This is a genomic window from Citrobacter sp. CK191, assembly GCF_030333435.1.
Classification (GTDB): domain Bacteria; phylum Pseudomonadota; class Gammaproteobacteria; order Enterobacterales; family Enterobacteriaceae; genus Citrobacter_B; species Citrobacter_B koseri.
In genome coordinates this window covers 208,530-229,850 of the sequence record NZ_JAOWFX010000033.1, presented here as the reverse complement: position 1 = coordinate 229,850, position 21,321 = coordinate 208,530, and the positions used below count along the sequence as shown (strand labels likewise).

25 protein-coding genes are annotated in these 21,321 nt (G+C 51.1%); 19 read left to right on the top strand and 6 right to left on the bottom strand.

The window, feature by feature from the left end:
• Both OGV82_RS18410 and OGV82_RS18405 read right to left on the bottom strand, forming a co-directional pair.
• Complete coding sequence (locus tag OGV82_RS18410) at positions 1-543, bottom strand: toxin YdaT domain-containing protein (RefSeq protein WP_258527158.1); 543 nt, start codon at positions 541-543, stop codon at positions 1-3.
• 2 nt (positions 544-545) lie between these two features.
• Positions 546-779, bottom strand: coding sequence for a transcriptional regulator (locus OGV82_RS18405; protein WP_044245067.1), 234 nt, complete (start codon positions 777-779; stop codon positions 546-548).
• Between the two features lie 101 nt (positions 780-880).
• Between OGV82_RS18405 and OGV82_RS18400 the strand changes: the two genes are divergently transcribed.
• The 3 genes from OGV82_RS18400 to OGV82_RS18390 all read left to right on the top strand — a co-directional run bounded on the left by OGV82_RS18400 (position 881) and on the right by OGV82_RS18390 (position 3,009).
• Entirely contained in the window at positions 881-1,264 is a 384-nt protein-coding gene (locus tag OGV82_RS18400) for a helix-turn-helix domain-containing protein (RefSeq protein ID WP_233596634.1), read from the top strand.
• 900 nt (positions 1,265-2,164) lie between these two features.
• Complete coding sequence (locus tag OGV82_RS18395) at positions 2,165-2,611, top strand: helix-turn-helix transcriptional regulator (protein ID WP_016066196.1); 447 nt, start codon at positions 2,165-2,167, stop codon at positions 2,609-2,611.
• On the top strand, positions 2,596-3,009 hold the full coding sequence (locus OGV82_RS18390; protein WP_016066195.1) for a hypothetical protein: 414 nt from the start codon (positions 2,596-2,598) through the stop codon (positions 3,007-3,009). The genes OGV82_RS18395 and OGV82_RS18390 overlap by 16 nt, the downstream gene beginning before the upstream one ends.
• A 35-nt stretch (positions 3,010-3,044) precedes the next feature.
• Here OGV82_RS18390 and fumD read toward each other — a convergent pair whose 3' ends face one another.
• Positions 3,045-3,254, bottom strand: coding sequence for a fumarate hydratase FumD (gene fumD / locus OGV82_RS18385; protein WP_042291751.1), 210 nt, complete (start codon positions 3,252-3,254; stop codon positions 3,045-3,047).
• 273 nt (positions 3,255-3,527) lie between these two features.
• On the opposite strand from fumD, the gene OGV82_RS18380 reads away from it, so the two are divergent.
• The 12 genes from OGV82_RS18380 (at position 3,528) to roxA (ending at position 14,058) form a co-directional block, all read left to right on the top strand.
• Positions 3,528-3,800, top strand: coding sequence for a hypothetical protein (locus tag OGV82_RS18380; protein ID WP_024130425.1), 273 nt, complete (start codon positions 3,528-3,530; stop codon positions 3,798-3,800).
• Positions 3,801-3,920: 120 nt separating this feature from the next.
• Complete coding sequence (locus OGV82_RS18375; RefSeq protein ID WP_012132776.1) at positions 3,921-4,106, top strand: YdfD/YebW family protein; 186 nt, start codon at positions 3,921-3,923, stop codon at positions 4,104-4,106.
• Between the two features lie 9 nt (positions 4,107-4,115).
• The gene (locus OGV82_RS18370) at positions 4,116-4,274 is read left to right on the top strand and encodes a YdaE family protein (protein ID WP_012132778.1); all 159 of its coding nucleotides are present in this window, start codon (positions 4,116-4,118) and stop codon (positions 4,272-4,274) included.
• A gap of 87 nt (positions 4,275-4,361) precedes the next feature.
• Complete coding sequence (locus OGV82_RS18365; protein ID WP_012132779.1) at positions 4,362-4,649, top strand: hypothetical protein; 288 nt, start codon at positions 4,362-4,364, stop codon at positions 4,647-4,649.
• Positions 4,650-4,776: 127 nt separating this feature from the next.
• Complete coding sequence (locus OGV82_RS18360; protein ID WP_012132780.1) at positions 4,777-7,689, top strand: RecE family exodeoxyribonuclease; 2,913 nt, start codon at positions 4,777-4,779, stop codon at positions 7,687-7,689.
• 12 nt (positions 7,690-7,701) lie between these two features.
• Complete coding sequence (locus OGV82_RS18355; RefSeq protein ID WP_012132781.1) at positions 7,702-8,790, top strand: RecT family recombinase; 1,089 nt, start codon at positions 7,702-7,704, stop codon at positions 8,788-8,790.
• 40 nt (positions 8,791-8,830) lie between these two features.
• On the top strand, positions 8,831-9,070 hold the full coding sequence (locus tag OGV82_RS18350; protein WP_012132782.1) for a DUF4060 family protein: 240 nt from the start codon (positions 8,831-8,833) through the stop codon (positions 9,068-9,070).
• A 64-nt stretch (positions 9,071-9,134) separates the two neighbouring features.
• Positions 9,135-9,350 carry an excisionase family protein gene (xisR, locus tag OGV82_RS18345; RefSeq protein WP_104868789.1) on the top strand — a complete coding sequence of 72 codons (216 nt, stop codon included), beginning with the start codon at positions 9,135-9,137 and terminating at the stop codon, positions 9,348-9,350.
• Entirely contained in the window at positions 9,350-10,636 is a 1,287-nt protein-coding gene (locus OGV82_RS18340) for a site-specific integrase (protein WP_200029287.1), read from the top strand. Before xisR ends, OGV82_RS18340 begins: the two co-directional genes overlap by 1 nt.
• A gap of 73 nt (positions 10,637-10,709) precedes the next feature.
• Positions 10,710-11,381, top strand: coding sequence for a two-component system response regulator PhoP (gene phoP / locus OGV82_RS18335; protein WP_024130426.1), 672 nt, complete (start codon positions 10,710-10,712; stop codon positions 11,379-11,381).
• On the top strand, positions 11,381-12,844 hold the full coding sequence (phoQ, locus tag OGV82_RS18330) for a two-component system sensor histidine kinase PhoQ (protein ID WP_012132787.1): 1,464 nt from the start codon (positions 11,381-11,383) through the stop codon (positions 12,842-12,844). The genes phoP and phoQ overlap by 1 nt, the downstream gene beginning before the upstream one ends.
• Before the next feature lie 92 nt (positions 12,845-12,936).
• Positions 12,937-14,058, top strand: coding sequence for a [50S ribosomal protein L16]-arginine 3-hydroxylase (gene roxA, locus OGV82_RS18325; protein ID WP_047457471.1), 1,122 nt, complete (start codon positions 12,937-12,939; stop codon positions 14,056-14,058).
• Between the two features lie 109 nt (positions 14,059-14,167).
• On the opposite strand, the gene pepT is transcribed toward roxA, so the two are convergent.
• On the bottom strand, positions 14,168-15,394 hold the full coding sequence (gene pepT / locus OGV82_RS18320) for a peptidase T (RefSeq protein ID WP_047457474.1): 1,227 nt from the start codon (positions 15,392-15,394) through the stop codon (positions 14,168-14,170).
• A gap of 250 nt (positions 15,395-15,644) precedes the next feature.
• On the opposite strand from pepT, the gene potA reads away from it, so the two are divergent.
• The 4 genes from potA to potD are packed head-to-tail and all read left to right on the top strand — an operon-like array spanning position 15,645 to position 19,469.
• A complete protein-coding gene (potA, locus tag OGV82_RS18315) occupies positions 15,645-16,781 on the top strand; it encodes a spermidine/putrescine ABC transporter ATP-binding protein PotA (RefSeq protein ID WP_012132791.1) in 1,137 nt (378 codons plus the stop codon).
• Complete coding sequence (gene potB, locus OGV82_RS18310) at positions 16,765-17,622, top strand: spermidine/putrescine ABC transporter permease PotB (protein WP_047457478.1); 858 nt, start codon at positions 16,765-16,767, stop codon at positions 17,620-17,622. The genes potA and potB overlap by 17 nt, the downstream gene beginning before the upstream one ends.
• Positions 17,619-18,398: a spermidine/putrescine ABC transporter permease PotC gene (gene potC / locus OGV82_RS18305; RefSeq protein ID WP_012132793.1), complete on the top strand. Its 780-nt coding sequence runs from the start codon at positions 17,619-17,621 to the stop codon at positions 18,396-18,398. The genes potB and potC overlap by 4 nt, the downstream gene beginning before the upstream one ends.
• A 24-nt stretch (positions 18,399-18,422) precedes the next feature.
• Positions 18,423-19,469 carry a spermidine/putrescine ABC transporter substrate-binding protein PotD gene (gene potD / locus OGV82_RS18300; protein ID WP_047457482.1) on the top strand — a complete coding sequence of 349 codons (1,047 nt, stop codon included), beginning with the start codon at positions 18,423-18,425 and terminating at the stop codon, positions 19,467-19,469.
• 101 nt (positions 19,470-19,570) lie between these two features.
• Here potD and cobB read toward each other — a convergent pair whose 3' ends face one another.
• Together cobB and nagK are read right to left on the bottom strand one after the other, a co-directional pair.
• A complete protein-coding gene (cobB, locus tag OGV82_RS18295; protein ID WP_047457485.1) occupies positions 19,571-20,392 on the bottom strand; it encodes a Sir2 family NAD+-dependent deacetylase in 822 nt (273 codons plus the stop codon).
• Positions 20,393-20,407: 15 nt separating this feature from the next.
• The gene (nagK, locus tag OGV82_RS18290) at positions 20,408-21,319 is read right to left on the bottom strand and encodes an N-acetylglucosamine kinase (protein ID WP_047457488.1); all 912 of its coding nucleotides are present in this window, start codon (positions 21,317-21,319) and stop codon (positions 20,408-20,410) included.
• Positions 21,320-21,321: the final 2 nt, after the last annotated feature.

Genomic DNA, 21,321 nt, shown 5'->3' with positions numbered 1-21,321 from the left:
TCACATGACACCCGGCGCCATGGCCGCGATACCACTCAGAACCTGAACAACGGCCTCACCCGGCAACATATTCAGCAGATGCTCAATCCCTTCCCTGACCTCTTTCACCAGCTGATGCTCTGGCGCATTCAGCATTACTGCCTGTTTCGCCTCGCTGATTTCCTTCTCCATCGCTGCAAAACGCGTCATGAAACAATCCTGTCCGATAAGGCGCCCACGAAATTCCAGCGGCAAAACAGCCAGGATCGCCGGAGTCAGTTGGCGGATGTTTTCGCGCGCATATCCGGTATCGCTGTCCAGCCAGCGGAAAAGTTTCTGCCGCTTACGGCTCAGGTCGTCGGGAAAATCCAGCCCGGTGCCGCCCTGCCGTTCCCACTCCTCAACGATGATCCCGGCAACCACGTCCTGGTTATCGAGAGATGCCGACCACGCACGAACGGCAGCCCGAATCTGGTCATGCTTATCCGCCGGATCAGGCTGATTGCGATTTATCATCTCTGCGGGTGGAAACCCGGTATTTTGTTGAAATGAAATTGAATGCACGGTTACGCCCTCACTTCCTGCGCCGGTAATCCATCCGTTGGGTTCGGATACAGATCAGGGCGCAATTCGTGGGGGGTAACACCGGTTATGCTGTGAATTTTTAATATGTAATCTGGCGGCACAATGCCTCTGTCGCGATGTTTCCAATGGCTAATTGACATACTGGTTACACCAAGTGCCATGCTTAACTTTCTCGCTGAACCAGCAGCCTTAATTGCTTTATCAAGTGCTGTCATTTTCTTCTCCTAACTATCAACGAAGAAAGTAAACCACAGATTTATATTTCAAGCAATATTCAATTTATTGAGTGTGTAAACTAACCATTTACAATGAGAGAATGAGAAAAGAAGAACCCAACAAAGCATTGATAGCGCGACTCAATGAGGTCTATGCCAGAGGCATTACCAAAGCAGATATGGCGCGAATAGCCGGAGTCTCGCCTCAGGCGGTCAATAGCTGGTTTAAAAAAGGCGTTATTAGCAAAAAATCAGCACTGGCTATAGCCGATGCTGTTGGCGTTTCGATCGCCTGGCTACTCGGGGAAGATGTCGGCGAGAAAGATGGTATGAAGCCCGACGAGCAGCGCCTGCTGGAACTCTATCGCCAGTTGCCGGAAGAAGAGCAGCAGAACATGTTGCGGATCGTATCTCTGCGTCTGAAGGAACTCGACGAGTTGTACGCCAAGTACATGGGGCGGCGGATTAAGGGTGATACTGAGTAAGAAGCATCTGATGAAAATGGCGAGGGACATTATTGAAAACTGGCCTGTTTTTAATTTCCATCGCTGTTCTTTGCTTTACCTTCATTTTCATCTGGATCATGCTCATTGGTCCTGTGAATGGGCATGAAAAGACTTACTTTAAGGACTCAACAACTTTTGCGGTCATCGTTATGGCAGTGCTATTGATAGCATTCGTAGTGGTTACAGTAATGGTGTTACTGTGAAGCGGAAAAGTAAGTTTTGTGAGTTTTATCGCTAACAACCAGAAGAAGAGCAACAAAATATGTACCGCATCTATGTGCTTTTCCTGAAGACCTGGATGATTTTTTATTCTAAGTACATGAATCTTGGAAATAAAGGTGAGCTTCGTCTGTCAACAATCGCAGCCGCTACCATAGTGGGGTAGCTAAGTTGCTAACAACGATTTTGGATTATCTGTGTACGATGATGGTGGCTCGCGTGCATTTTGTGAGTTAATATATATGTTAACTATGGATTAGTAGATGGTTCAACATACATTTAAAGGTAACTGCTTCACAGTAACTCATTGTAATGGGGCTCTTAAAACGCTATCTGATGTCATCCGGAGCGTGACTCCAGCCAAAAAGCAAAAAACTATGGTAGTCAATCTTAGACTACAAATAGAGCGATTAGCCTCTGGTAAGAGGACTCCCGACCTAAGTGTTAGAAAGGAGGGGGTTTTACCTTCTTACAATGGAAAACCCAGCAAAAATTTTTGGGCTATAAAGAAGATACCCATCAGAGGTTATTACTGGGAGTCAGAAAGAGTATTCATGACTTATTTCATAAGTCATTACATCTACAAGGATTTTGATGACCTAAGTGATTCTGATACCCAGAAGGTCCGTAACAACTGGGAACGAATCGAGAGAGGATTAGATGACTGTTGACAACAATTCTGCAGGCGAAGTTTTCGAACTTCCCTATGTCAGTGAAAGGGAGATGGCTTCCGAACGATTGGTGTTCAACACCACGGAGGATCTCCTACTAGCCATGCAAGATGCAGGCATCACAAAAGGTGAGCTTGCCAGGAAACTTGGTAAATCACCTTCCCATGTTTCGCAGCTGCTTGATGGAACTAGAAACATGACCCTGAGAACATTATCCGACATATCATACGCACTGGGTGCTGAAGCAAGGGTCTCTGTTTTCAGAAATGGGGTTGATGTTTCACATCACATCATTCCACCATTAAGGCAATATGAGACTAGTGAACCCGAACTGAAAGATACTAGTGAAACAAAAATTGTGCGCTTTGTGATAGGAAGTAAGTTTGGCTCTAGCAACGACAACAATGATGTGGGTATTTTATGTTATCAGAGATAAGGCTCATTGAGGTCAGCACTAGCAACATACATTTCAAGCATACCCCTTTGAAAAGTGGTACTAATAGGGGCAATTTTGAAGCTGAGATCGGTGAGATTACTGTCGAAGCCGGTAAAAAATTAAAATCCGATGAAGCACTAAGTATAATTGAGATAACTGCTTCCCCAAAGGTTGTAGGTCTCAGCACGACCAGTGATGGGGCAATCCATGAAACGTTTAACCTGCAATTTGGTTTACGTTTAGTATTCACTTATCCAGACAGTATCGATTTAACCCCAGAATTACTTGATGAAAACCGATGGTTCTTTGAATATAACGTAAAAATATTCTTTAAAACACAATGTGAACAAATACTTAAGCCAACAACTATCAAAAATATTGAGCTACCATTTGGGTAGAATCGACCCGGCCACCGCGCCGGGTTTTTATTGCCCTACTCTTCCAGTAGCTTCACTGCCAACTCCATAACCTGAATCTGGTCAGCATCCCACTTATCCAGCCCCTTCGATATCTCCGTTCGTATCACGTCAGCTATAGCCACTCTTTTGGTTTCATGCCCTTCAGCCACCATCGCAAACACAACATCACCCACAATCCGGCACATTTCCTGATAGCGCAACTGCGCCAGTTCCTCGTAATCCATCACTAACCCTCGGCAATTGATGTTTTTGTGAGCATAACACACGCTCCCTCTCCCAACATATAAACCTAAAATTTACACCAAACATTAATTGAAAGTTGACACAACTATAAACCAGTGATTTAATCAATATCACAGCAACACGACCACCCAGGCAGGACGCCCACGAAGTAGCCGTCCGGGGCATACGAAGACCGGAATGAGGTGGATGAGTTAACGCGCAGCAGGTATCAAACGTTCCGCCAGCCGGGCGACAACGGCAAGCAGAGGGTGAAAATGAAAATTGATTTAGATCTCAAGGCGCAGGGAGTTGACGTTTCAACCAGCGGTTATCGCGATTTTGTTAACGCCGAAATTCGCGGCGTTGAAGTGGATGATGTGCTGGAAGAAATCGAAAGCGATGTACTGTTCGCTGCCATCGACCTGCCGGATTACATCGACTGGGCTGACAACAACAGCAAGTTACCGGAAATTCTGGATCGTCTTTCTCCTGACGAGGTCATTAGCTGGCTTCGCGATAACGGGCATCTGGAGGATAACGATGATTAACCAGCAGCAAGTCCGGGAGGCTCAACGCCTTGCATGGTTCGCCGTTCGGCATCGCAATATCCAGGTATGGGAAGAAGCCAAACGTATTTACGCACTTGCTATCGGGAGGACTCTTCACTGATGGAGACGCTATTCGCACTGGTATTAACGGTCGCAATGACCAACGGTGACTTTCAGGATGTGATTCTCGGTGTATATGACAACCAGCAGGAATGCCAGGCCGCAGCTGTCGAGCAAAAGGTTAATGGTGAGTGCTGGCCTGTTGAGGGAATTATTCGCAACGGAGAGCTGCCAGCAAGCATCTGAGGAGGGGTAATGCAGAAAGAATGCGGTTACTGCCGCAAACCCGTTGAAGAAGGCAAAGAAGTAAAGAGCATCCTTTTCTATCGCAATGGCAACCGGCTTGCCAACAAAGAAAAAGAATACTGCTCAAAGCAATGCGCTGAATACGATCAGATGGCGCACGAAAGTTAACCAGCAGTCCTGAAATATGAAACAAAAAATTCGCCATTAATTTGGCGCGGCTTCTTACACCCTGAATTTAACAACCGGAGAAGTTTTATGGAAATCGTAAAAATCGAAATGAACCTGAAAGCAGTGAATAAAGAATTGGCTGTATTCAACTGCGAGAAGAAAGTATCAGGCGTTATTCATTCAGCCGAAACGGGCGCGGTCACGGTCATTCTTGACGGTGGCTATGTATTCGGCAAGTTCGACTGTCCTCTTTGTGCTGTAGAGGCAATTTCAATGCTGTCCGTAAAAGTAAGTGATGGCGATAACGCCGGGTTTGGCAACTACCGCAGCTACAAACTCGATTACTCAGAAAAGGTTTTCAGCACCGTTCATTAAGCAAAAGCCCACACGAAGTGGGCCTGCCCGTCCGGCGTCACCGACCAAAGCGAACCGGACATTTCTACCTGGTAAAACCGAGGTGCCATTAAGGCGCCTCCATTCTACACGAATTGAGGATAAAATAATGAGTGGAACTAATCCTGTATTTTTAGTCCGCAAAGCAAAGAAATCATCAGGCCAGAAAGATGCAGTTCTCTGGTGCAGCGATGATCTTGAAGCGGCAAATGCCACACTGGATTATCTCCTGATTAAATCCGGCGCAAAGCTGAAAGATTATTTTAAAGCTGTTGCCACTAATTTCCCCGTCGTTAACGAGCTTCCGCCAGAAGGCGAACTCAGCTTAACGTTCTGCGATTTCTACCAGCTTGGAAGCGACAACATGACCTGGGCGCAGATCCCCGGTGTTACGTTGCCCTCTTCTGATGCTGCCGCCGAAGCACGTCAGCATATCGTTAACGGTGTTGATACCGAAACAGGTGAAGTGCTGGAAGATCACACAGAAGAAGTTGTTGATACCGAAACTGGCGAAATTACCCAGCACGAACAGCCGTCAACTGAAGACAATGGCGATCGACCTGAACACCCTCAGTTAACTGTTGTGGCAACGATGCCCTTCCGTCATCGCGTTCTGGCTCAACATATTGGCGATGGCGAGTATCTCTATCATGTCGATGAAGAGCAGAAAAAAGCAATTCTCGCTCTGGAAATGGACACTGATAACTCATATGTCCAGAACCTTTTACTTGCGTCTGAGAATGTTGAACCATTCAAAAAGGCCATTGAACACGATATCCATAAAGCGGTAAATGCTGTTAAGAACGTGTTTCCTGCCGATGGCAAAATCCCTGAGCTGGCAAGCGTTATCCAGTTTCTGAAAACATGGTTCGATACCCCTCATATTGATCGCGGGCTGCTCGTTAAAGAGTGGTGCAAAGGTAATCGTGTATCAGCTATTCAGCGTACTGAAAGCGGCGCGAACGCTGGCGGCGGAATTGCATCCGATCGCAAAATGCCCCAGACCACTCTCGGTCTTGAATTTGAAATAGCCTTAGGCCTGCTGGCGCGTCAGTATGAATTTGATATTTATTCTCTGCCATTGCAGATCGAACTAAAGGCTAATTCAATCATGAACGCAGTTGACGACCCTGAGTGGCTGGCAACGCGCGAACTGTTCGTGTCAATGCCTGGTGGTCTGGACTATTCCCGCGCATGCATCGTTGCAACGGTAAAAACCACACCAGATGAACTGTACAAATCCCCATTTCGCCACCGCGAGTACCTGAATAAGGTGCTGACAGAAACTGACCATGCCAATCCCGATCCGCTTGTCGTTGATATTGCCTGCGGACGTTCGTCCATGCCTATGCCAACGCCAGTAAGACAGGATGAACCATCCGTTGAAGAAGTAAACCGACAACTCGCAGCTGCGCGCGGTGATTACGTTGAAGGTATCAGTGACCCTAACGATCCGAAGTGGGTTCATGAAGACTACAACGCCGCCTCAAATGAGGGAGAAAAAACGGAAAATGAGGACGTCGCCGATGTGCAGGTTCAAGAAACTGACGGTAATGAAGAACAGGCTGGTGATGCGCTGCGTACAAGCGAAAGCGATCTGGGGAATGGTGAAGAAGCAGATACCGGCGAACAAGCCGATGTAGACCACAATCAGCCGGAAGTGAGCCAGAACAACGATTCTGCAAGCCATTCTGAGCCAGAAGCGCAACAGGAAGAACCAATGCCAGTGTGGCCGGAATACTTCGAGCCGGGGCGTTATGAAGGCGTACCGAACGAGGTATATCACGCGGCGAATGGCACCAGTTCGACGATGGTAAAAGATGCCCGGGTATCGCTGATGTATTTCGAGGCGCGCCACGTATCCAAAACCATCCAGAAAGAACGCACCAAAGTCCTGGATATGGGGAACCTGGTGCATGCGCTGGCATTACAGCCTGAACAACTGGAAAAAGAGTTCAGCATCGAGCCGGAAATCCCGGAAGGTGCGCTCACGACGACAGCGACGATCCGCGCGGTTATCGACGAACACAACGCCAGCCTGCCGGCATTACTCACCGCAGACGATATCAAAGCGTTGCTGGAAGAATACAACGCCACCCTGCCCGCGCCATTACCGCTTGGGGCATCCGTTGACGAAGCGTATGCGTCATATGAGCAACTCCCGGAAGAGTTCCAGCGCATCGAAAACGGGACTAAGCATACAGCAGCGGCAATGAAGGCCTGCATCAAAGAATACAACGCCACCCTGCCGCCGCAGGTGAAAACCAGCGGAAGCCGTGACGCGCTGCTTGAGCAACTGGCGATCATCAACCCTGACCTGGTCGCACAGGAAGCACAGAAGCCACAGCCGTTGAAAGTATCCGGCACCAAAGCGGATCTGATTCAGGCAGTGAAATCCGTCAAACCTGAAACAGTGTTTGCCGACGAGCTGCTTGACGCATGGCGCGAAAACCCCGGCGATAAAATTCTGGTTACCCGCCAGCAGTTGAGCACCGCGCAGGCCATCCAGAAAGCGCTGCTGAATCACCCGACCGCCGGGAAGCTGCTGACGCATCCGAACCGCGCCGTAGAGGTGAGCTATTTCGGTATTGATGAGGAAACCGGGCTGGAAATCCGCGTGCGCCCAGACCTTGAAATCGACATGGGCGGCCTGCGCATCGGTGCGGACCTGAAAACCATCAGCATGTGGAATATCAAGCAGGAAGGCCTGCGCGCCAAACTGCACCGGGAAATCATCGAGCGCGATTATCACCTGAGCGCTGCCATGTACTGCGAAACCGCAGCGCTGGACCAGTTTTTCTGGATATTCGTCAACAAAGACGAGAACTACCACTGGATCGCCATCGTCGAGGTATCCGAAGAGTTGCTGGAACTCGGCATGCTGGAATACCGCAAAGCAATGCGCGCCATAGCGAACGGGTTCGACACTGGCGAATGGCCAGCGCCGATTACCGAAGATTACGCCGAAGAACTCAACGATTTTGATGTGCGCCGCCTTGAAGCGCTGCGCGTACAGGCATAAGGGGGAATAACAATGTCCAATTTAGTCGCCACCACTGAAAACCAAACTCAGAAAATCGACAACGTTTCTATCCTGACGAACGGGGAACTGTTCAACCGCCTGCGCACGCTTTCGGAGGTAATGGCCAACAGTGGAAACTTCGTCCCAGATCATTACCGGGGGAAACCGGACGCCTGCATGGCTGTTGTGATGCAGGCTGCGCGCTGGGGCATGGATCCTTTCGCTGTAGCGCAAAAGACTTTCATCGTCGGGAATTCCGGTGTGCTTGGTTATGAAGCGCAGCTGGTTAATGCGGTGATCAACACTATGGCCCCCACTAAGGATCGTATCCACTTTGAATGGTTCGGCGAATGGGAAAATATCGTTGGACGGTTCGTGGAGAAGACAAGCAGCCAGAATAAAAAGTACATCGCGCCGGGCTGGAATTTGAAAGACGAAGCTGGCGTGGGCGTTCGCGCCTGGGCAACGCTTAAAGGTGAATCTGAACCGCGCGAGCTGGTCCTGATGCTTTCGCAAGCACAGGTACGCAATTCAACATTGTGGGCAACCGACCCACGCCAGCAGTTAGCCTATCTCGCCGTTAAACGTTGGGCGCGTCTCTACTGCCCCGACGTGATTCTCGGGGTTTATACCGCCGATGAGATTGACGAGCGTGAGGAGAAGGTAATCAACCCCTCGTCTGTTGAAAGGGTCACCATTGATGAGATTGCCAGCAGTGCGCGCACGACAGCCAGCGCGCAGGAATCAACTAAAAACATCGATCAGTTAGCCGACGATCTGCGTGACCGCATTGAAAAAGCAATGACGGTCGACCAGGCAAGCGCTATCCGCGGTGAAATCGAGACCGAAAAACCAATACTTGGCACAGCTCTATACACGGAACTGAAAAATAAGGCCGTTCGTCGTTATTACCTGGTCGATCACCGCAACCGGGTGGAAGCGGCTATCAATGCCCTGCCTAACCCGGGCGAACCAGAAGCGGCAGAACTGTTTGCTAAAGCTGAAGGCGTTCTCAATGCCGCCAAACGTCACTTGGGCGATGAACTGTACGACCAGTTCCGCATCACCCTGGACGACATGAAACCGGAATACGTGGGCTAAGGGAGGCGGGAGGGCGGCCCCTCCCGTCACAGGGGGTTATATGCGCCTTATCAATCGCAGTAAGCAATCTCCGTTAGGTCGTCGGGCATGCGATGCAGCACTGGCAAAGCATGTTGAGCTTTACGGGGAGTTTGGCCGACAGAAAACAAAGACCACTTATACCGTGGCGGTCGACGGCGTGAAGGTGACAGTAGAAGTTGTTAACCGACATAAGAGCTATGTCGCCACCGCAATGACAGGTATGCGCCGACTGCGCGCACTGCCAGGGCAGATTGCCTGATAACGAATTATCAATGTCACAACACCGGCGCATCTATACTGGCGCCGGTTACCTGAGGTGAACTATGTCACAGGTAATTTTTAACGAAGAGTGGGTTGTTGAGTCCAGACTTACCGAAAGAACAGGGCTTACTGAAGGACAGATTAAAAATTATCGCCTGAAGCTATGGGTTGAAGGTGTTCACTTCAAGCGCCTTACTGCGCTTGGACAGACTGACAACTCTAAAGGTCTGCTTTGGTACAACTACCCGAAGATTAATCAGTTAGTTCAGGATGCTTAATGAAATACCCGACTGGTGTTGAACTGCATAACGGAAAAATCAGGATCACATTTATCTATCGCGGCATTCGTTGCCGCGAAGTTCTCCAGGGTTGGGTTGTCAACAGTAGCAACATTAAAAAAGCGGGCAATCTGCGCGCAGCAATTGTGAGTGAGATACAACTCGGTAAGTTCGACTACGCAGATCGTTTCCCGGAATCAAAAGCTCTTAAGAAATTTTCGTCCACAAAACGGATCTCCACATTCAAAGAACTGAGTGATTTTTTTACAGATACAAAGTCACTGGAGGTATCTGAAGCCACTTTGCTATCCATCACATCAGTCGTTAACACCCTGAAACGAGTCGTGGGCGAGAACACACGGCTGGTTGATATTCAGCACGCAGATATTCTGAATTACCGCAAAGAACTCCTGACCGGGGAAGTTTTCAACCCTTCAATGCCAAACCGCATCAAAAATGGGCGCGCGCCCTCAACAGTCAATAAACAGATGGCTGTTTTATCAGAAATGCTGAAGCTTGCAAACCGAAGCCAGTTTATATTGCATGCTCCTTATGAAGGAGTGTCGCGACTCAAGTTATCTAAAAATGATCCCGATCCACTTTTACTTCATGAGTACCAGGCACTGATAGCCGCCCTTCCCCGTAGCCAGGCATTAATCATCATTATTGCGGTACATACAGGGATGAGACCGGGCGAGATATGCGCACTGGCATGGGAAGATATTGATTTGGTAAAAGGTGAAATCCACGTATCCAGAAATTTGACGAACAAGCGAGTATTTGTACCCCCTAAAACAGATGCCGGGATAAGGACGATAACGTTGCTGAAACCTGCTCATGATGCTCTGCTGGAGCAATACGAAATCACCGGGAACAGTCCAAAACAGGAAATTCAGTTTCATCATCGTGAGATCGGAAAAACTGAGCAGCAATATCTTCGCTTCGTTTTTTCACCGACATCATACTCGTCAACGAAAGGCGGTTACTTTTCCAAGGACTCGATTTCCTATGGCTGGAGGCGTGGAACTAAACTTTCAGGTATACGTGAGCGCAATCCATATCAGTCGCGTCACACATACGCCTGCTGGACGCTGATGGCCGGAGCGAACCCGTCGTTCATTGCCAGCCAGATGGGGCATGAAGATGCGCGTATGGTGTACGAGGTTTACTCCAAGTGGATTGGTGACATGAACCAGGATCAGGTCAACATGCTGAACAATCAGATGCCGACAGCACTGCCCCCAGGACGCCCCCACGGGCGAGGGAGTATGAAAAAAGTTATTTAATTTCATAGCGCTGGTTTCAATCCACAGAATCAGCGTTAAACTACTAATACCGTTAATTTAGGGAGAAAAGATGATGCGCGTACTGGTTGTCGAAGATAATGCCTTATTACGCCACCACCTGAAGGTTCAATTACAGGATTTGGGGCACCAGGTTGATGACGCAGAAGATGCAAAGGAAGCCGATTATTATCTTAACGAGCATCTGCCGGACATCGCCATCGTCGATTTAGGCCTCCCGGATGAAGACGGGCTTTCGCTGATCCGCCGCTGGCGCAGCAATGACGTTTCCCTTCCTGTTCTGGTATTAACCGCCCGTGAAGGCTGGCAGGATAAAGTGGAAGTGCTGAGCGCCGGCGCCGACGACTATGTGACAAAACCGTTTCATATTGAAGAAGTGGTCGCGCGTATGCAGGCGTTAATGCGCCGCAACAGCGGTCTGGCCTCGCAGGTTATCTCTATTCCGCCTTTTCAGGTGGATCTCTCCCGCCGTGAATTGTCCGTAAATGATGAAGTGATAAAACTGACGGCGTTTGAATACACCATTATGGAAACGCTGATCCGCAATAATGGCAAAGTCGTCAGTAAAGATTCGTTGATGCTACAGCTCTACCCGGATGCGGAACTGCGTGAAAGCCATACCATTGATGTATTGATGGGGCGCTTACGCAAAAAAATTCAGGCGCGATATCCTGATGATGTGATTACCACCGTCCGTGGTCAGGGATACCTGTTCGAACTGCGCTAATGAATAAATTACTGCGTCATCTTTTTCCTTTATCGCTGCGCCTGCGCTTTCTGCTGGCGACGGCAGGCGTTGTGCTGGTGCTCTCTCTGGCCTACGGCATGGTCGCGCTGGTTGGCTACAGCGTCAGTTTTGATAAGACAACCTTTCGCCTGTTACGCGGTGAGAGCAACCTTTTCTACACCCTCGCGTCATGGCAAAACAATAAAATCAATATCGAGATCCCGGAAAATCTCGATATGCAAAGCCCCACGATGACACTGATCTATGATGAGAACGGCAAGTTGTTATGGGCGCAGCGCAACGTTCCCTGGCTGGAGAAACGTATCCAGCCGGAATGGCTGAAAGCCAACGGTTTTCATGAAATTGAAGCCGATGTCGACGCCACCAGCACGTTGCTGAGTGAAGATCATTCCGCCCAACAGCAGCTCAAAGAGGTGCGGGAAGATGACGACGATGCGGAAATGACCCACTCCGTGGCGGTGAATGTCTATCCGGCTACCGCGCGGATGCCGCAACTGACGATAGTGGTTGTCGATACTATCCCCATCGAGCTGAAACGCTCGTATATGGTCTGGAGCTGGTTTATTTATGTTCTGGCGGCAAACCTGCTGTTAGTCATCCCGTTGCTCTGGGTCGCCGCGTGGTGGAGTTTACGCCCTATCGAAGCGCTGGCGCGTGAAGTGCGTGAGCTGGAAGAACACCACCGCGAAATGCTCAACCCGGAAACCACGCGGGAACTGACCAGCCTGGTGCGCAACCTCAACCGGCTGCTGAAGAGCGAACGTGAGCGTTATGATAAATACCGCACCACGTTAACCGACCTCACCCATAGTCTGAAAACGCCGCTGGCGGTATTGCAGAGCACCCTGCGTTCAATGCGCAGCGAAAAAATGAGCGTCAGCGACGCCGAACCGGTCATGCTGGAACAGATCAGCCGTATATCCCAGCAGATCGGTTATTACCTGCATCGAGCCAGCATGCGCGGAAGCGGCGTGTTACTCAGTCGCGAGCTGCACCCCGTAGCGCCGTTACTGGACAATCTCACCTGCGCGCTCAATAAAGTGTATCAGCGTAAAGGGGTCAACATTAGCCTCGATATTTCGCCGGAAATCAGCTTCGTCGGCGAGCAGAATGACTTTGTTGAAGTGATGGGCAACGTGCTGGATAACGCCTGTAAATACTGCCTGGAGTTTGTTGAAATTTCAGCCCGGCAGACCGATGAGCATCTGCATATTCTGGTAGAAGACGACGGCCCGGGCATTCCGCAAAGCAAGCGTGATGTGGTTTTCGATCGCGGTCAGCGCATTGACACCCTGCGACCAGGGCAAGGCGTGGGGCTGGCGGTCGCCCGTGAGATCACTGAGCAATATGAAGGGAAGATCGTCGCCGGTGACAGTTTGCTCGGCGGAGCGCGGATGGAGGTGATTTTTGGTCGCCAGCACCCGATTCAGCGCGATGAATGACGCTGGCGTGTAATATTTATATATGTTCTTCACCGCATGTCGTTAAGCATCCGTTATAATCGGTGTCAGATACCAGCCTGCGGATAATCAACATGGAATATCAATTAACACTTAACTGGCCCGAATTTCTTGAACGCCACTGGCAAAAACGCCCGGTGGTGTTAAAACGTGGGTTCAACAACTTCATTGATCCGCTCTCCCCTGACGAACTGGCGGGACTGGCGATGGAAAGCGAAGTCGATAGCCGTCTGGTCAGTCATCAGGATGGTAAATGGCAGGTCAGCCACGGCCCGTTCGAGAGTTACGACCACCTCGGCGAGAACAACTGGTCGCTGCTGGTTCAGGCCGTAAACCACTGGCATGAACCTACCGCTGCGCTGATGCGCCCTTTCCGCGCGTTGCCAGACTGGCGTATTGACGATCTGATGATCTCCTTTTCCGTCCCTGGCGGCGGCGTGGGTCCGCATCTGGATCAGTACGATGTCTTTATCATTCAGGGAACCGGTCGCCGCCGCTGGCGCGTAGGCGAGAAGCTGCAACTGAAGCAGCATTGCCCTCACCCGGATCTACTCCAGGTCGATCCTTTTGAAGCCATCATTGATGAAGAGCTGGAGCCCGGCGATATTCTGTATATCCCACCCGGATTCCCGCACGAAGGCTACGCGCTGGAAAACGCGATGAACTACTCGGTTGGTTTCCGCGCGCCGAATACGCGTGAACTGATCAGCGGTTTTGCCGACTACGTTCTGCAACGCGAGCTGGGCAGCACCTATTACAGCGACCCGGATATCCCGCCGCGCGAGCATCCTGCCGACGTTCTGCCGCAGGAGATGGACAAGCTGCGTGAAATGATGCTCGACCTGATCAATCAGCCTGAACACTTTAAACAGTGGTTTGGCGAATTTATCTCCCAGTCTCGTCACGAACTGGACATCGCGCCGCCGGAACCGCCGTATCAGCCGGATGAGATCTATGATGCGCTGAAACAAGGCGATGTGCTGGTGCGTCTGGGCGGCTTACGCGTCCTGCGCATTGGCGATGAGGTCTACGCCAACGGTGAGAAGATTGATTCTCCACACCGCCCGGCGCTGGAGGCGCTCTCCAGTCACATCGTGCTGACCGCCGAGAATTTTGGCGATGCGCTGGAAGACCCGTCGTTCCTCGCAATGCTGGCCGCGCTGGTCAACAGCGGGTACTGGTTCTTTGAAGGGTAATAAGTTATTGCGATTGAGCCTGATGGCAACGCTAACACGTTTTATCAGGCCTACGAACGGTAGGCCTGATAAGCGAAGCGCCATCCGGCGCCATTACACCACGACACCATTACTGCTGCTTCGCAGTTAGCTCCGCAATACGCACAATCACCTGCACCGCTTTCTCCATCCCTTCCAGCGTCACAAACTCATGCTTGCCATGATAGTTATAGCCGCCGGTAAAGAGGTTCGGGCACGGTAAGCCCATAAACGAAAGCTGGGCGCCGTCAGTGCCGCCACGGATCGGCTTCATATCCGGCACAATATCGCAGTCACGCATTGCCTGCTGTGCAATATCGAGAATATGTGGATGTTCGACCACTTTCTCGCGCATATTGTAATAGCTGTCTTCGATCACCAGCTCAATGTAGCAGTCCGGGTGCAGTCCCTTCCCGACCTTTTTAGCGATCTCCATCATTTTGCGCTTGCGGGCTTCAAACTGTTTGCGGTCGAAATCGCGAATGATGTAGTGCATATCCGCACGATCAACGGTGCCTTTCATACTCGCCAGATGGTAGAAGCCTTCATAGCCTTCAGTCGTCTCCGGGCTCTCATCCGCCGGAACCTCGGCATGAATACGCGCCGCCAGCGACAGCGCATTCACCATCACGCCCTTCGCCGTACCGGGGTGTACGTTATTGCCCACGATTTTGATATTCACGGAGGCCGCATTGAAGTTTTCAAACTCCAGCTCCCCTACGCCGCCGCCATCAACGGTATAAGCCCACTGCGCGCCGAAAGCCTCAACGTCAAAATGTTTCGCCCCTTTTCCGACCTCTTCATCCGGCGTAAAAGCCACGCGAATATCACCGTGCGGAATGTCTTTCTGTTTCAGTACCGCCAGCGCGGTCATGATTTCCGCCACGCCCGCTTTGTCGTCAGCGCCCAGCAGCGTTTTCCCGTCAGTGGTGATCAGCGTCTGCCCCAGCAGTTGATGCAGAACCGGGAACATCACCGGCGACAGCACCTCATCGCCGATCCCTAGCGCAATATCGCCACCACGGTAGTTTTCCACAATCTGCGGATTCACATTTTTACCGCTGAAATCAGGTGAGGTATCCACATGAGAGATAAAACCAATCGCGGGGATATCGCCAGCAACGTTGGCTGGCAGCGTCGCCATGACGGTCCCTTTGTCACTTAACGTGACATTCACCAGCCCCATTTCTTCAAGCTGTTGTTTGAGCAAATGTAATAATTTCCACTGGCCCTCAGTGCTGGGCACTTGCCGTACGCCCGCCTTTGATTGGGTATCCAGCGACACGTAGTGTAAAAAACGCTCAAGTAGTTTATCCATGCAGTCACCCTCACTTTTCGTGACAACATTATTAATAAGCAAGAAAAGACAAATATTGCGTCAGGTCACTTTTATCCCTGCAAACGAGAATATTTCGCGTAGACACTTTTTCTGACTATAAAGCTAAGCCAGTAATTCGCAACAAGGATTGGCGATTTTAGCGGTTTGCCGTAGAATGACCGCCCTCATTAAGAGTCACCAAGGTGGTTAACCACAAACCCCGCATCGGTCAGCCATCCGTTGCGTCTACATGGGACAGAGTAAAAAATTGAATAAACAACCGCGTTCGCTTTCACCGCTGGTACAACTGGCGGGAATTCGCAAAAGCTTCGACGGAAAAGAGGTCATTTCTAATCTGAATCTGACCATCAATAACGGCGAATTCCTCACGCTGCTTGGCCCCTCTGGCTGCGGTAAAACAACCGTTCTGCGCCTGATTGCCGGTCTGGAAAATGTTGATGCCGGTCATATCATGTTGGATAACCAGGACATCACCGACGTTCCAGCGGAACACCGCTATGTGAACACCGTCTTTCAAAGCTATGCGTTATTCCCCCACATGACCGTATTTGAAAATGTGGCTTTCGGTTTACGCATGCAGAAAACCCCCGCCGCCGAGATTACCCCTCGCGTCACCGACGCTCTGCGCATGGTGCAACTGGAAGAGTTTGCGCAGCGAAAGCCGCATCAGCTTTCCGGCGGGCAGCAGCAGCGTGTGGCCATCGCCCGCGCCGTCGTCAATAAACCGCGTTTATTGCTGCTGGATGAATCCCTCTCCGCGCTGGATTACAAGCTGCGAAAGCAGATGCAGAACGAACTGAAAGCGTTGCAGCGTAAGCTGGGCATCACTTTTGTGTTCGTTACGCACGATCAGGAAGAAGCGCTGACCATGTCTGACCGTATCGTGGTGATGCGCGACGGCATTATTGAGCAGGACGGCACGCCGCGAGAAATCTATGAGGAGCCGAAAAACCTGTTCGTCGCCGGATTCATTGGCGAAATCAACATGTTTAACGCCACGGTAATTGAACGTCTGGACGAACAACGCGTACGCGCCAATGTAGAAGGACGCGAGTGCAATATTTATGTTAACTTTGCCGTCGTTCCTGGTCAGAAACTGAACGTACTGTTACGCCCGGAAGATCTGCGCGTTGATGAAATTAACGATGATAACCACATTGAAGGTCTCATTGGCTACGTACGCGAGCGCAACTACAAAGGCATGACGCTGGAGTCCGTCGTCGAACTGGAAAATGGCAAAATGGTGATGGTCAGCGAATTCTTCAATGAAGACGATCCTGACTTCGACCACTCTCTCGACCAAAAAATGGCCATTAACTGGGTAGAAAGCTGGGAGGTCGTACTGGCTGATGAAGAACACAAGTAAATTCCAGAATGTGGTGATTGTCACTGTCGTTGGTTGGCTTGTGTTGTTTGTCTTTCTGCCCAACCTGATGATTATTGGTACCAGCTTTTTGACCCGTGATGACGCGAACTTCGTCAAAATGGTCTTTACGCTGGATAACTACGCTCGTTTGCTCGATCCGCTCTATTTTGAGGTATTGCTGCATTCCCTCAATATGGCACTCATCGCCACCTTCGCCTGCCTGGTGCTCGGCTATCCCTTTGCCTGGTTTCTGGCGAAACTGCCGGAAAAAGTGCGTCCGCTGCTGCTGTTTTTGCTGATCGTGCCGTTCTGGACTAACTCGCTGATCCGTATTTACGGCCTGAAAATTTTTCTCAGCACCAAGGGCTATCTCAACGAGTTCCTGCTGTGGCTGGGTGTGATTGACACCCCGATCCGCATCATGTTCACGCCGGGCGCGGTCATTATCGGTCTGGTCTATATCCTGCTGCCGTTTATGGTAATGCCGCTCTACTCCAGCATTGAAAAACTGGATAAGCCGCTGCTGGAGGCCGCCCGCGATCTGGGCGCCAGTAAATTGCAGACCTTTATTCGCATTATTATTCCACTGACCATGCCGGGGATCATCGCCGGGTGTCTGCTGGTGATGCTGCCGGCGATGGGGCTGTTCTATGTCTCTGACCTGATGGGTGGAGCAAAGAACCTGCTGATTGGTAACGTTATTAAGGTTCAGTTCCTGAACATTCGCGACTGGCCGTTTGGCGCAGCCACCAGCATTACGCTGACGATTGTGATGGGCCTGATGCTGCTGGTTTACTGGCGCGCATCGCGGCTGCTGAATAAGAAGGTGGAACTCGAATGATCGGTCGACTGCTTCGTGGCGGTTTTATGACCGCTATCTACGCGTACCTGTATATTCCAATCATCATCTTGATTGTGAACTCCTTTAACAGTTCGCGCTTTGGCATCAACTGGCAGGGTTTTACCACCAACTGGTACAGCCTGCTGATGAATAACGACAGCCTGTTGCAGGCGGCACAGCACTCGCTGACGATGGCGGTGTTCTCGGCCACCTTTGCCACGATCATCGGCTCGCTAACGGCAGTGGCGCTGTATCGCTATCGTTTTCGCGGTAAACCGTTTGTCAGCGGCATGCTGTTCGTCGTCATGATGTCGCCGGATATTGTAATGGCGATTTCACTGCTGGTGCTGTTTATGCTGCTCGGCATCCAGTTGGGCTTCTGGTCGTTGCTGTTTTCGCATATCACCTTTTGCCTGCCCTTCGTGGTCGTTACCGTTTACTCGCGCCTGAAAGGGTTTGACGTGCGGATGCTGGAAGCGGCAAAAGACCTGGGAGCCAGTGAAGTCACGATTTTGCGTAAGATCATTCTGCCGCTGGCCATGCCTGCGGTCGCGGCTGGCTGGTTGCTCAGTTTCACCCTGTCGATGGATGACGTGGTGGTTTCGTCATTCGTCACCGGGCCTGGCTATGAGATTCTGCCATTGAAAATTTACTCAATGGTAAAAGTCGGCGTTTCACCGGAAGTTAATGCGCTGGCAACGATTTTGTTGGTTCTGTCGCTGGTTATGGTCATCGCCAGCCAGCTTATTGCTCGTGATAAAACCAAGGGCCGTTGAGGCCCACTATTCAGGGGACGTTAAATGAAAAAATGGTCACGCCACCTGCTCGCGGCGGGTGCTCTGGCACTGGGCATGAGCGCCGCTCACGCTGATGACAACAACACGCTCTATTTCTACAACTGGACCGAGTATGTTCCACCAGGACTGCTGGAACAGTTCACTAAAGAGACGGGCATTAAGGTTATCTATTCGACCTACGAGTCGAATGAAACCATGTATGCCAAGCTGAAAACGTATAAAGACGGCGCCTACGACCTGGTGGTGCCTTCCACCTATTACGTCGATAAAATGCGTAAAGAGGGCATGATCCAGAAGATCGACAAAACGAAGTTAACCAACTTCCACAACCTCGATCCTGAAATGCTCAACAAACCGTTTGACCCGAATAACGACTACTCCATCCCGTATATCTGGGGCGCAACGGCAATTGGCGTTAACAGCGACGAAATTGACCCGAAAACCGTCACCAGTTGGGCTGACCTGTGGAAGCCTGAGTATAAAGGCAGCCTGCTGCTGACTGACGATGCGCGTGAAGTGTTCCAGATGGCGCTACGTAAGCTGGATTACTCCGGCAACACCACCGATCCTAAAGAGATTGAAGCGGCGTATAGCGAACTGAAAAAACTGATGCCAAACGTGGCGGCGTTCAACTCCGACAACCCGGCTAACCCGTATATGGAAGGCGAAGTCAACCTGGGGATGGTGTGGAACGGTTCTGCGTACGTTGCACGTCAGGCAGGGACGCCGCTTGAGGTTATCTGGCCGAAAGAAGGCGGTATTTTCTGGATGGACAGCCTTTCTATTCCGGCGAACGCCAAAAACAAAGAAGGCGCGCTGAAGCTGATCAACTTCCTGTTGCGCCCGGATGTGGCGAAAGAAGTGGCGGAAACCATCGGTTATCCGACGCCGAACCTGGCCGCACGTAAGCTGTTAAGTCCTGAAGTGGCAAATGATAAATCACTCTACCCTGATGCCGACACCATCAATAAAGGGGAATGGCAGAACGATGTGGGTTCCGCCAGTGCTATCTATGAAGAGTATTATCAGAAGCTGAAAGCGGGACGCTAATTCAGCGTTGTAAAAAATGCCCGATAGCGCTGCGCTTATCGGGCCTGGACAAATGCGAACCGTAGGCCGGATAAGGCATTCGCCGCCATCCGGCAAAAAAATCACAGTCCTTTCAATAATTTCTCAATAAACGCCGGTACGACCTGGCTTGCCGGGCCATAATATTTCTCTTCAAACTCGCTGCCGACCTGGCTTGGTTCAAGATTTAGCTCGACCGTATGCGCGCCGTGCAGGCGAGCCTCATGCACAAACCCGGCAGCCGGATAAACATGCCCGGATGTTCCGATAGCGATAAACACATCCGCCATCGCCAGCGCCATATAGATCTCATCCATGCCAAGCGGCATTTCACCAAACCACACGACGTGCGGGCGAAGCGAAGCCGGGAACTGGCAGCAGTGGCACTTATCGTCTGAAGTCACATCGCCCGTCCAGTCCAGAATTTGCCCGCTCTGGGAGCAGCGCACTTTCAACAGCTCGCCGTGCATGTGGATGATATTCTTGTTGCCCGCGCGTTCATGCAGATTATCGATATTTTGCGTCACCAGCAGGAAACGATCGCCCAGCGCCTCTTCCAGTTTTGCCAGCGCGACATGCGCCGGGTTGGGCTGAATCTCAGGCCGCTGCAACTGCTGACGGCGAGCGTTGTAAAATGACTGAACCAGTTCTGGATCGCGGGCAAACCCTTCCGGGGTCGCCACATCCTCAACCCGATGTTCTTCCCAGAGACCATCAGCGGCGCGAAATGTACGAATGCCGGATTCGGCAGAGATTCCCGCTCCAGTAAGAACTAATACTCTTGGTTTTTCCATCATTTCCGGCACCACTCTGTCTCTGAAAAAGATTCGCTGACGCAGGCGTTCACGCAAATGGCGTTTGTTTTTACGAAAACGGCTTAATCGATGAGCCCGACGCGACTGCATAACAACCTCTTTTGATTAATCGATAAGATGTAAGAAGGCAGCGCCGCGCATCCCGCCCGCATCACCGTGTCGCGCCCGTTCAATACGCGGTACACGAGCAACAGGAAGGAGATGACGTGGCAACCTGTCTGCCAGTTGCGTTGTTATAGCAGTGAAGTTTGATAATCCTCCCCCAATCACCACCAGATCGGGATCGACGATCGTGAGGATATTCCCCAGGCAGACCGCCAGTAAATCCAGGTAACGTTCAACATGCGCACGCGCGCGTTCATCACCTTGCTCCCACAAAGCAATAATCTCCGGCGCCTGTAGAGGTTGATGATAGTAATGCTGATACAGCCACGCAAACCCGCGGCCGGAAAGATAATTTTCGATGCAGCCCAGTTGACCGCAGCCGCAGCGACGCAGAGGAAAATCGAACCCCATCAGGGTGAGCGCATCGACAGGCAGACGCATATGACCAAACTCGCCGGTAATATAGCTGCGACCGGTGATCGGCTTACCGTTGAGCACCAGTCCGCCGCCTACGCCCGTCCCGAGGATAAGCCCCATGACCAGCGGATACTGCGTGAACTCATCATCCCAGGCTTCCGACAGTGCAAAGCAGTTCGCGTCGTTATCCAGGCGAACATCACGATCCAGCCGGGCGCTGAGATCGGCGCGGAGCGGTTTACCGCTGGCGGCCGGAACATTGGCGGCATACAGCGTTCCGTCTTCCGTTTCCGGCATCCCGGGAATACCAATGCCCACGGAACCTTTTACGTCAAACCGCTGGTCGGCTTCCGCCACCAGATCGCAGACCGCCGTTAAAAAAGCCTCATAGCCTTCGCGTGGCGTCGGTACGCGTTTTTCCCAGCGCAAACGTCGCTCGTTATCAAACACGCCTAAGGCAATTTTTGTCCCGCCAATGTCAAACCCGTAATACATCA

Coding starts and splice junctions, on each gene's coding strand:
- OGV82_RS18375 (WP_012132776.1), top strand. CDS start 3,921: ATGGAGACGCTATTCGCACTGGTATTAACGGTCGCAATGACCAACGGT.
- OGV82_RS18360 (WP_012132780.1), top strand. CDS start 4,777: ATGAGTGGAACTAATCCTGTATTTTTAGTCCGCAAAGCAAAGAAATCA.
- OGV82_RS18355 (WP_012132781.1), top strand. CDS start 7,702: ATGTCCAATTTAGTCGCCACCACTGAAAACCAAACTCAGAAAATCGAC.
- OGV82_RS18390 (WP_016066195.1), top strand. CDS start 2,596: ATGTTATCAGAGATAAGGCTCATTGAGGTCAGCACTAGCAACATACAT.
- potA (WP_012132791.1), top strand. CDS start 15,645: ATGGGACAGAGTAAAAAATTGAATAAACAACCGCGTTCGCTTTCACCG.
- OGV82_RS18380 (WP_024130425.1), top strand. CDS start 3,528: ATGAAAATTGATTTAGATCTCAAGGCGCAGGGAGTTGACGTTTCAACC.
- roxA (WP_047457471.1), top strand. CDS start 12,937: ATGGAATATCAATTAACACTTAACTGGCCCGAATTTCTTGAACGCCAC.
- OGV82_RS18405 (WP_044245067.1), bottom strand. CDS start 779: ATGACAGCACTTGATAAAGCAATTAAGGCTGCTGGTTCAGCGAGAAAG.
- potC (WP_012132793.1), top strand. CDS start 17,619: ATGATCGGTCGACTGCTTCGTGGCGGTTTTATGACCGCTATCTACGCG.
- phoQ (WP_012132787.1), top strand. CDS start 11,381: ATGAATAAATTACTGCGTCATCTTTTTCCTTTATCGCTGCGCCTGCGC.
- OGV82_RS18350 (WP_012132782.1), top strand. CDS start 8,831: ATGCGCCTTATCAATCGCAGTAAGCAATCTCCGTTAGGTCGTCGGGCA.
- OGV82_RS18370 (WP_012132778.1), top strand. CDS start 4,116: ATGCAGAAAGAATGCGGTTACTGCCGCAAACCCGTTGAAGAAGGCAAA.
- fumD (WP_042291751.1), bottom strand. CDS start 3,254: ATGGATTACGAGGAACTGGCGCAGTTGCGCTATCAGGAAATGTGCCGG.
- OGV82_RS18340 (WP_200029287.1), top strand. CDS start 9,350: ATGAAATACCCGACTGGTGTTGAACTGCATAACGGAAAAATCAGGATC.
- potB (WP_047457478.1), top strand. CDS start 16,765: ATGAAGAACACAAGTAAATTCCAGAATGTGGTGATTGTCACTGTCGTT.
- OGV82_RS18365 (WP_012132779.1), top strand. CDS start 4,362: ATGGAAATCGTAAAAATCGAAATGAACCTGAAAGCAGTGAATAAAGAA.
- OGV82_RS18400 (WP_233596634.1), top strand. CDS start 881: ATGAGAAAAGAAGAACCCAACAAAGCATTGATAGCGCGACTCAATGAG.
- nagK (WP_047457488.1), bottom strand. CDS start 21,319: ATGTATTACGGGTTTGACATTGGCGGGACAAAAATTGCCTTAGGCGTG.
- cobB (WP_047457485.1), bottom strand. CDS start 20,392: ATGCAGTCGCGTCGGGCTCATCGATTAAGCCGTTTTCGTAAAAACAAA.
- xisR (WP_104868789.1), top strand. CDS start 9,135: ATGTCACAGGTAATTTTTAACGAAGAGTGGGTTGTTGAGTCCAGACTT.
- phoP (WP_024130426.1), top strand. CDS start 10,710: ATGCGCGTACTGGTTGTCGAAGATAATGCCTTATTACGCCACCACCTG.
- potD (WP_047457482.1), top strand. CDS start 18,423: ATGAAAAAATGGTCACGCCACCTGCTCGCGGCGGGTGCTCTGGCACTG.
- OGV82_RS18395 (WP_016066196.1), top strand. CDS start 2,165: ATGACTGTTGACAACAATTCTGCAGGCGAAGTTTTCGAACTTCCCTAT.
- pepT (WP_047457474.1), bottom strand. CDS start 15,394: ATGGATAAACTACTTGAGCGTTTTTTACACTACGTGTCGCTGGATACC.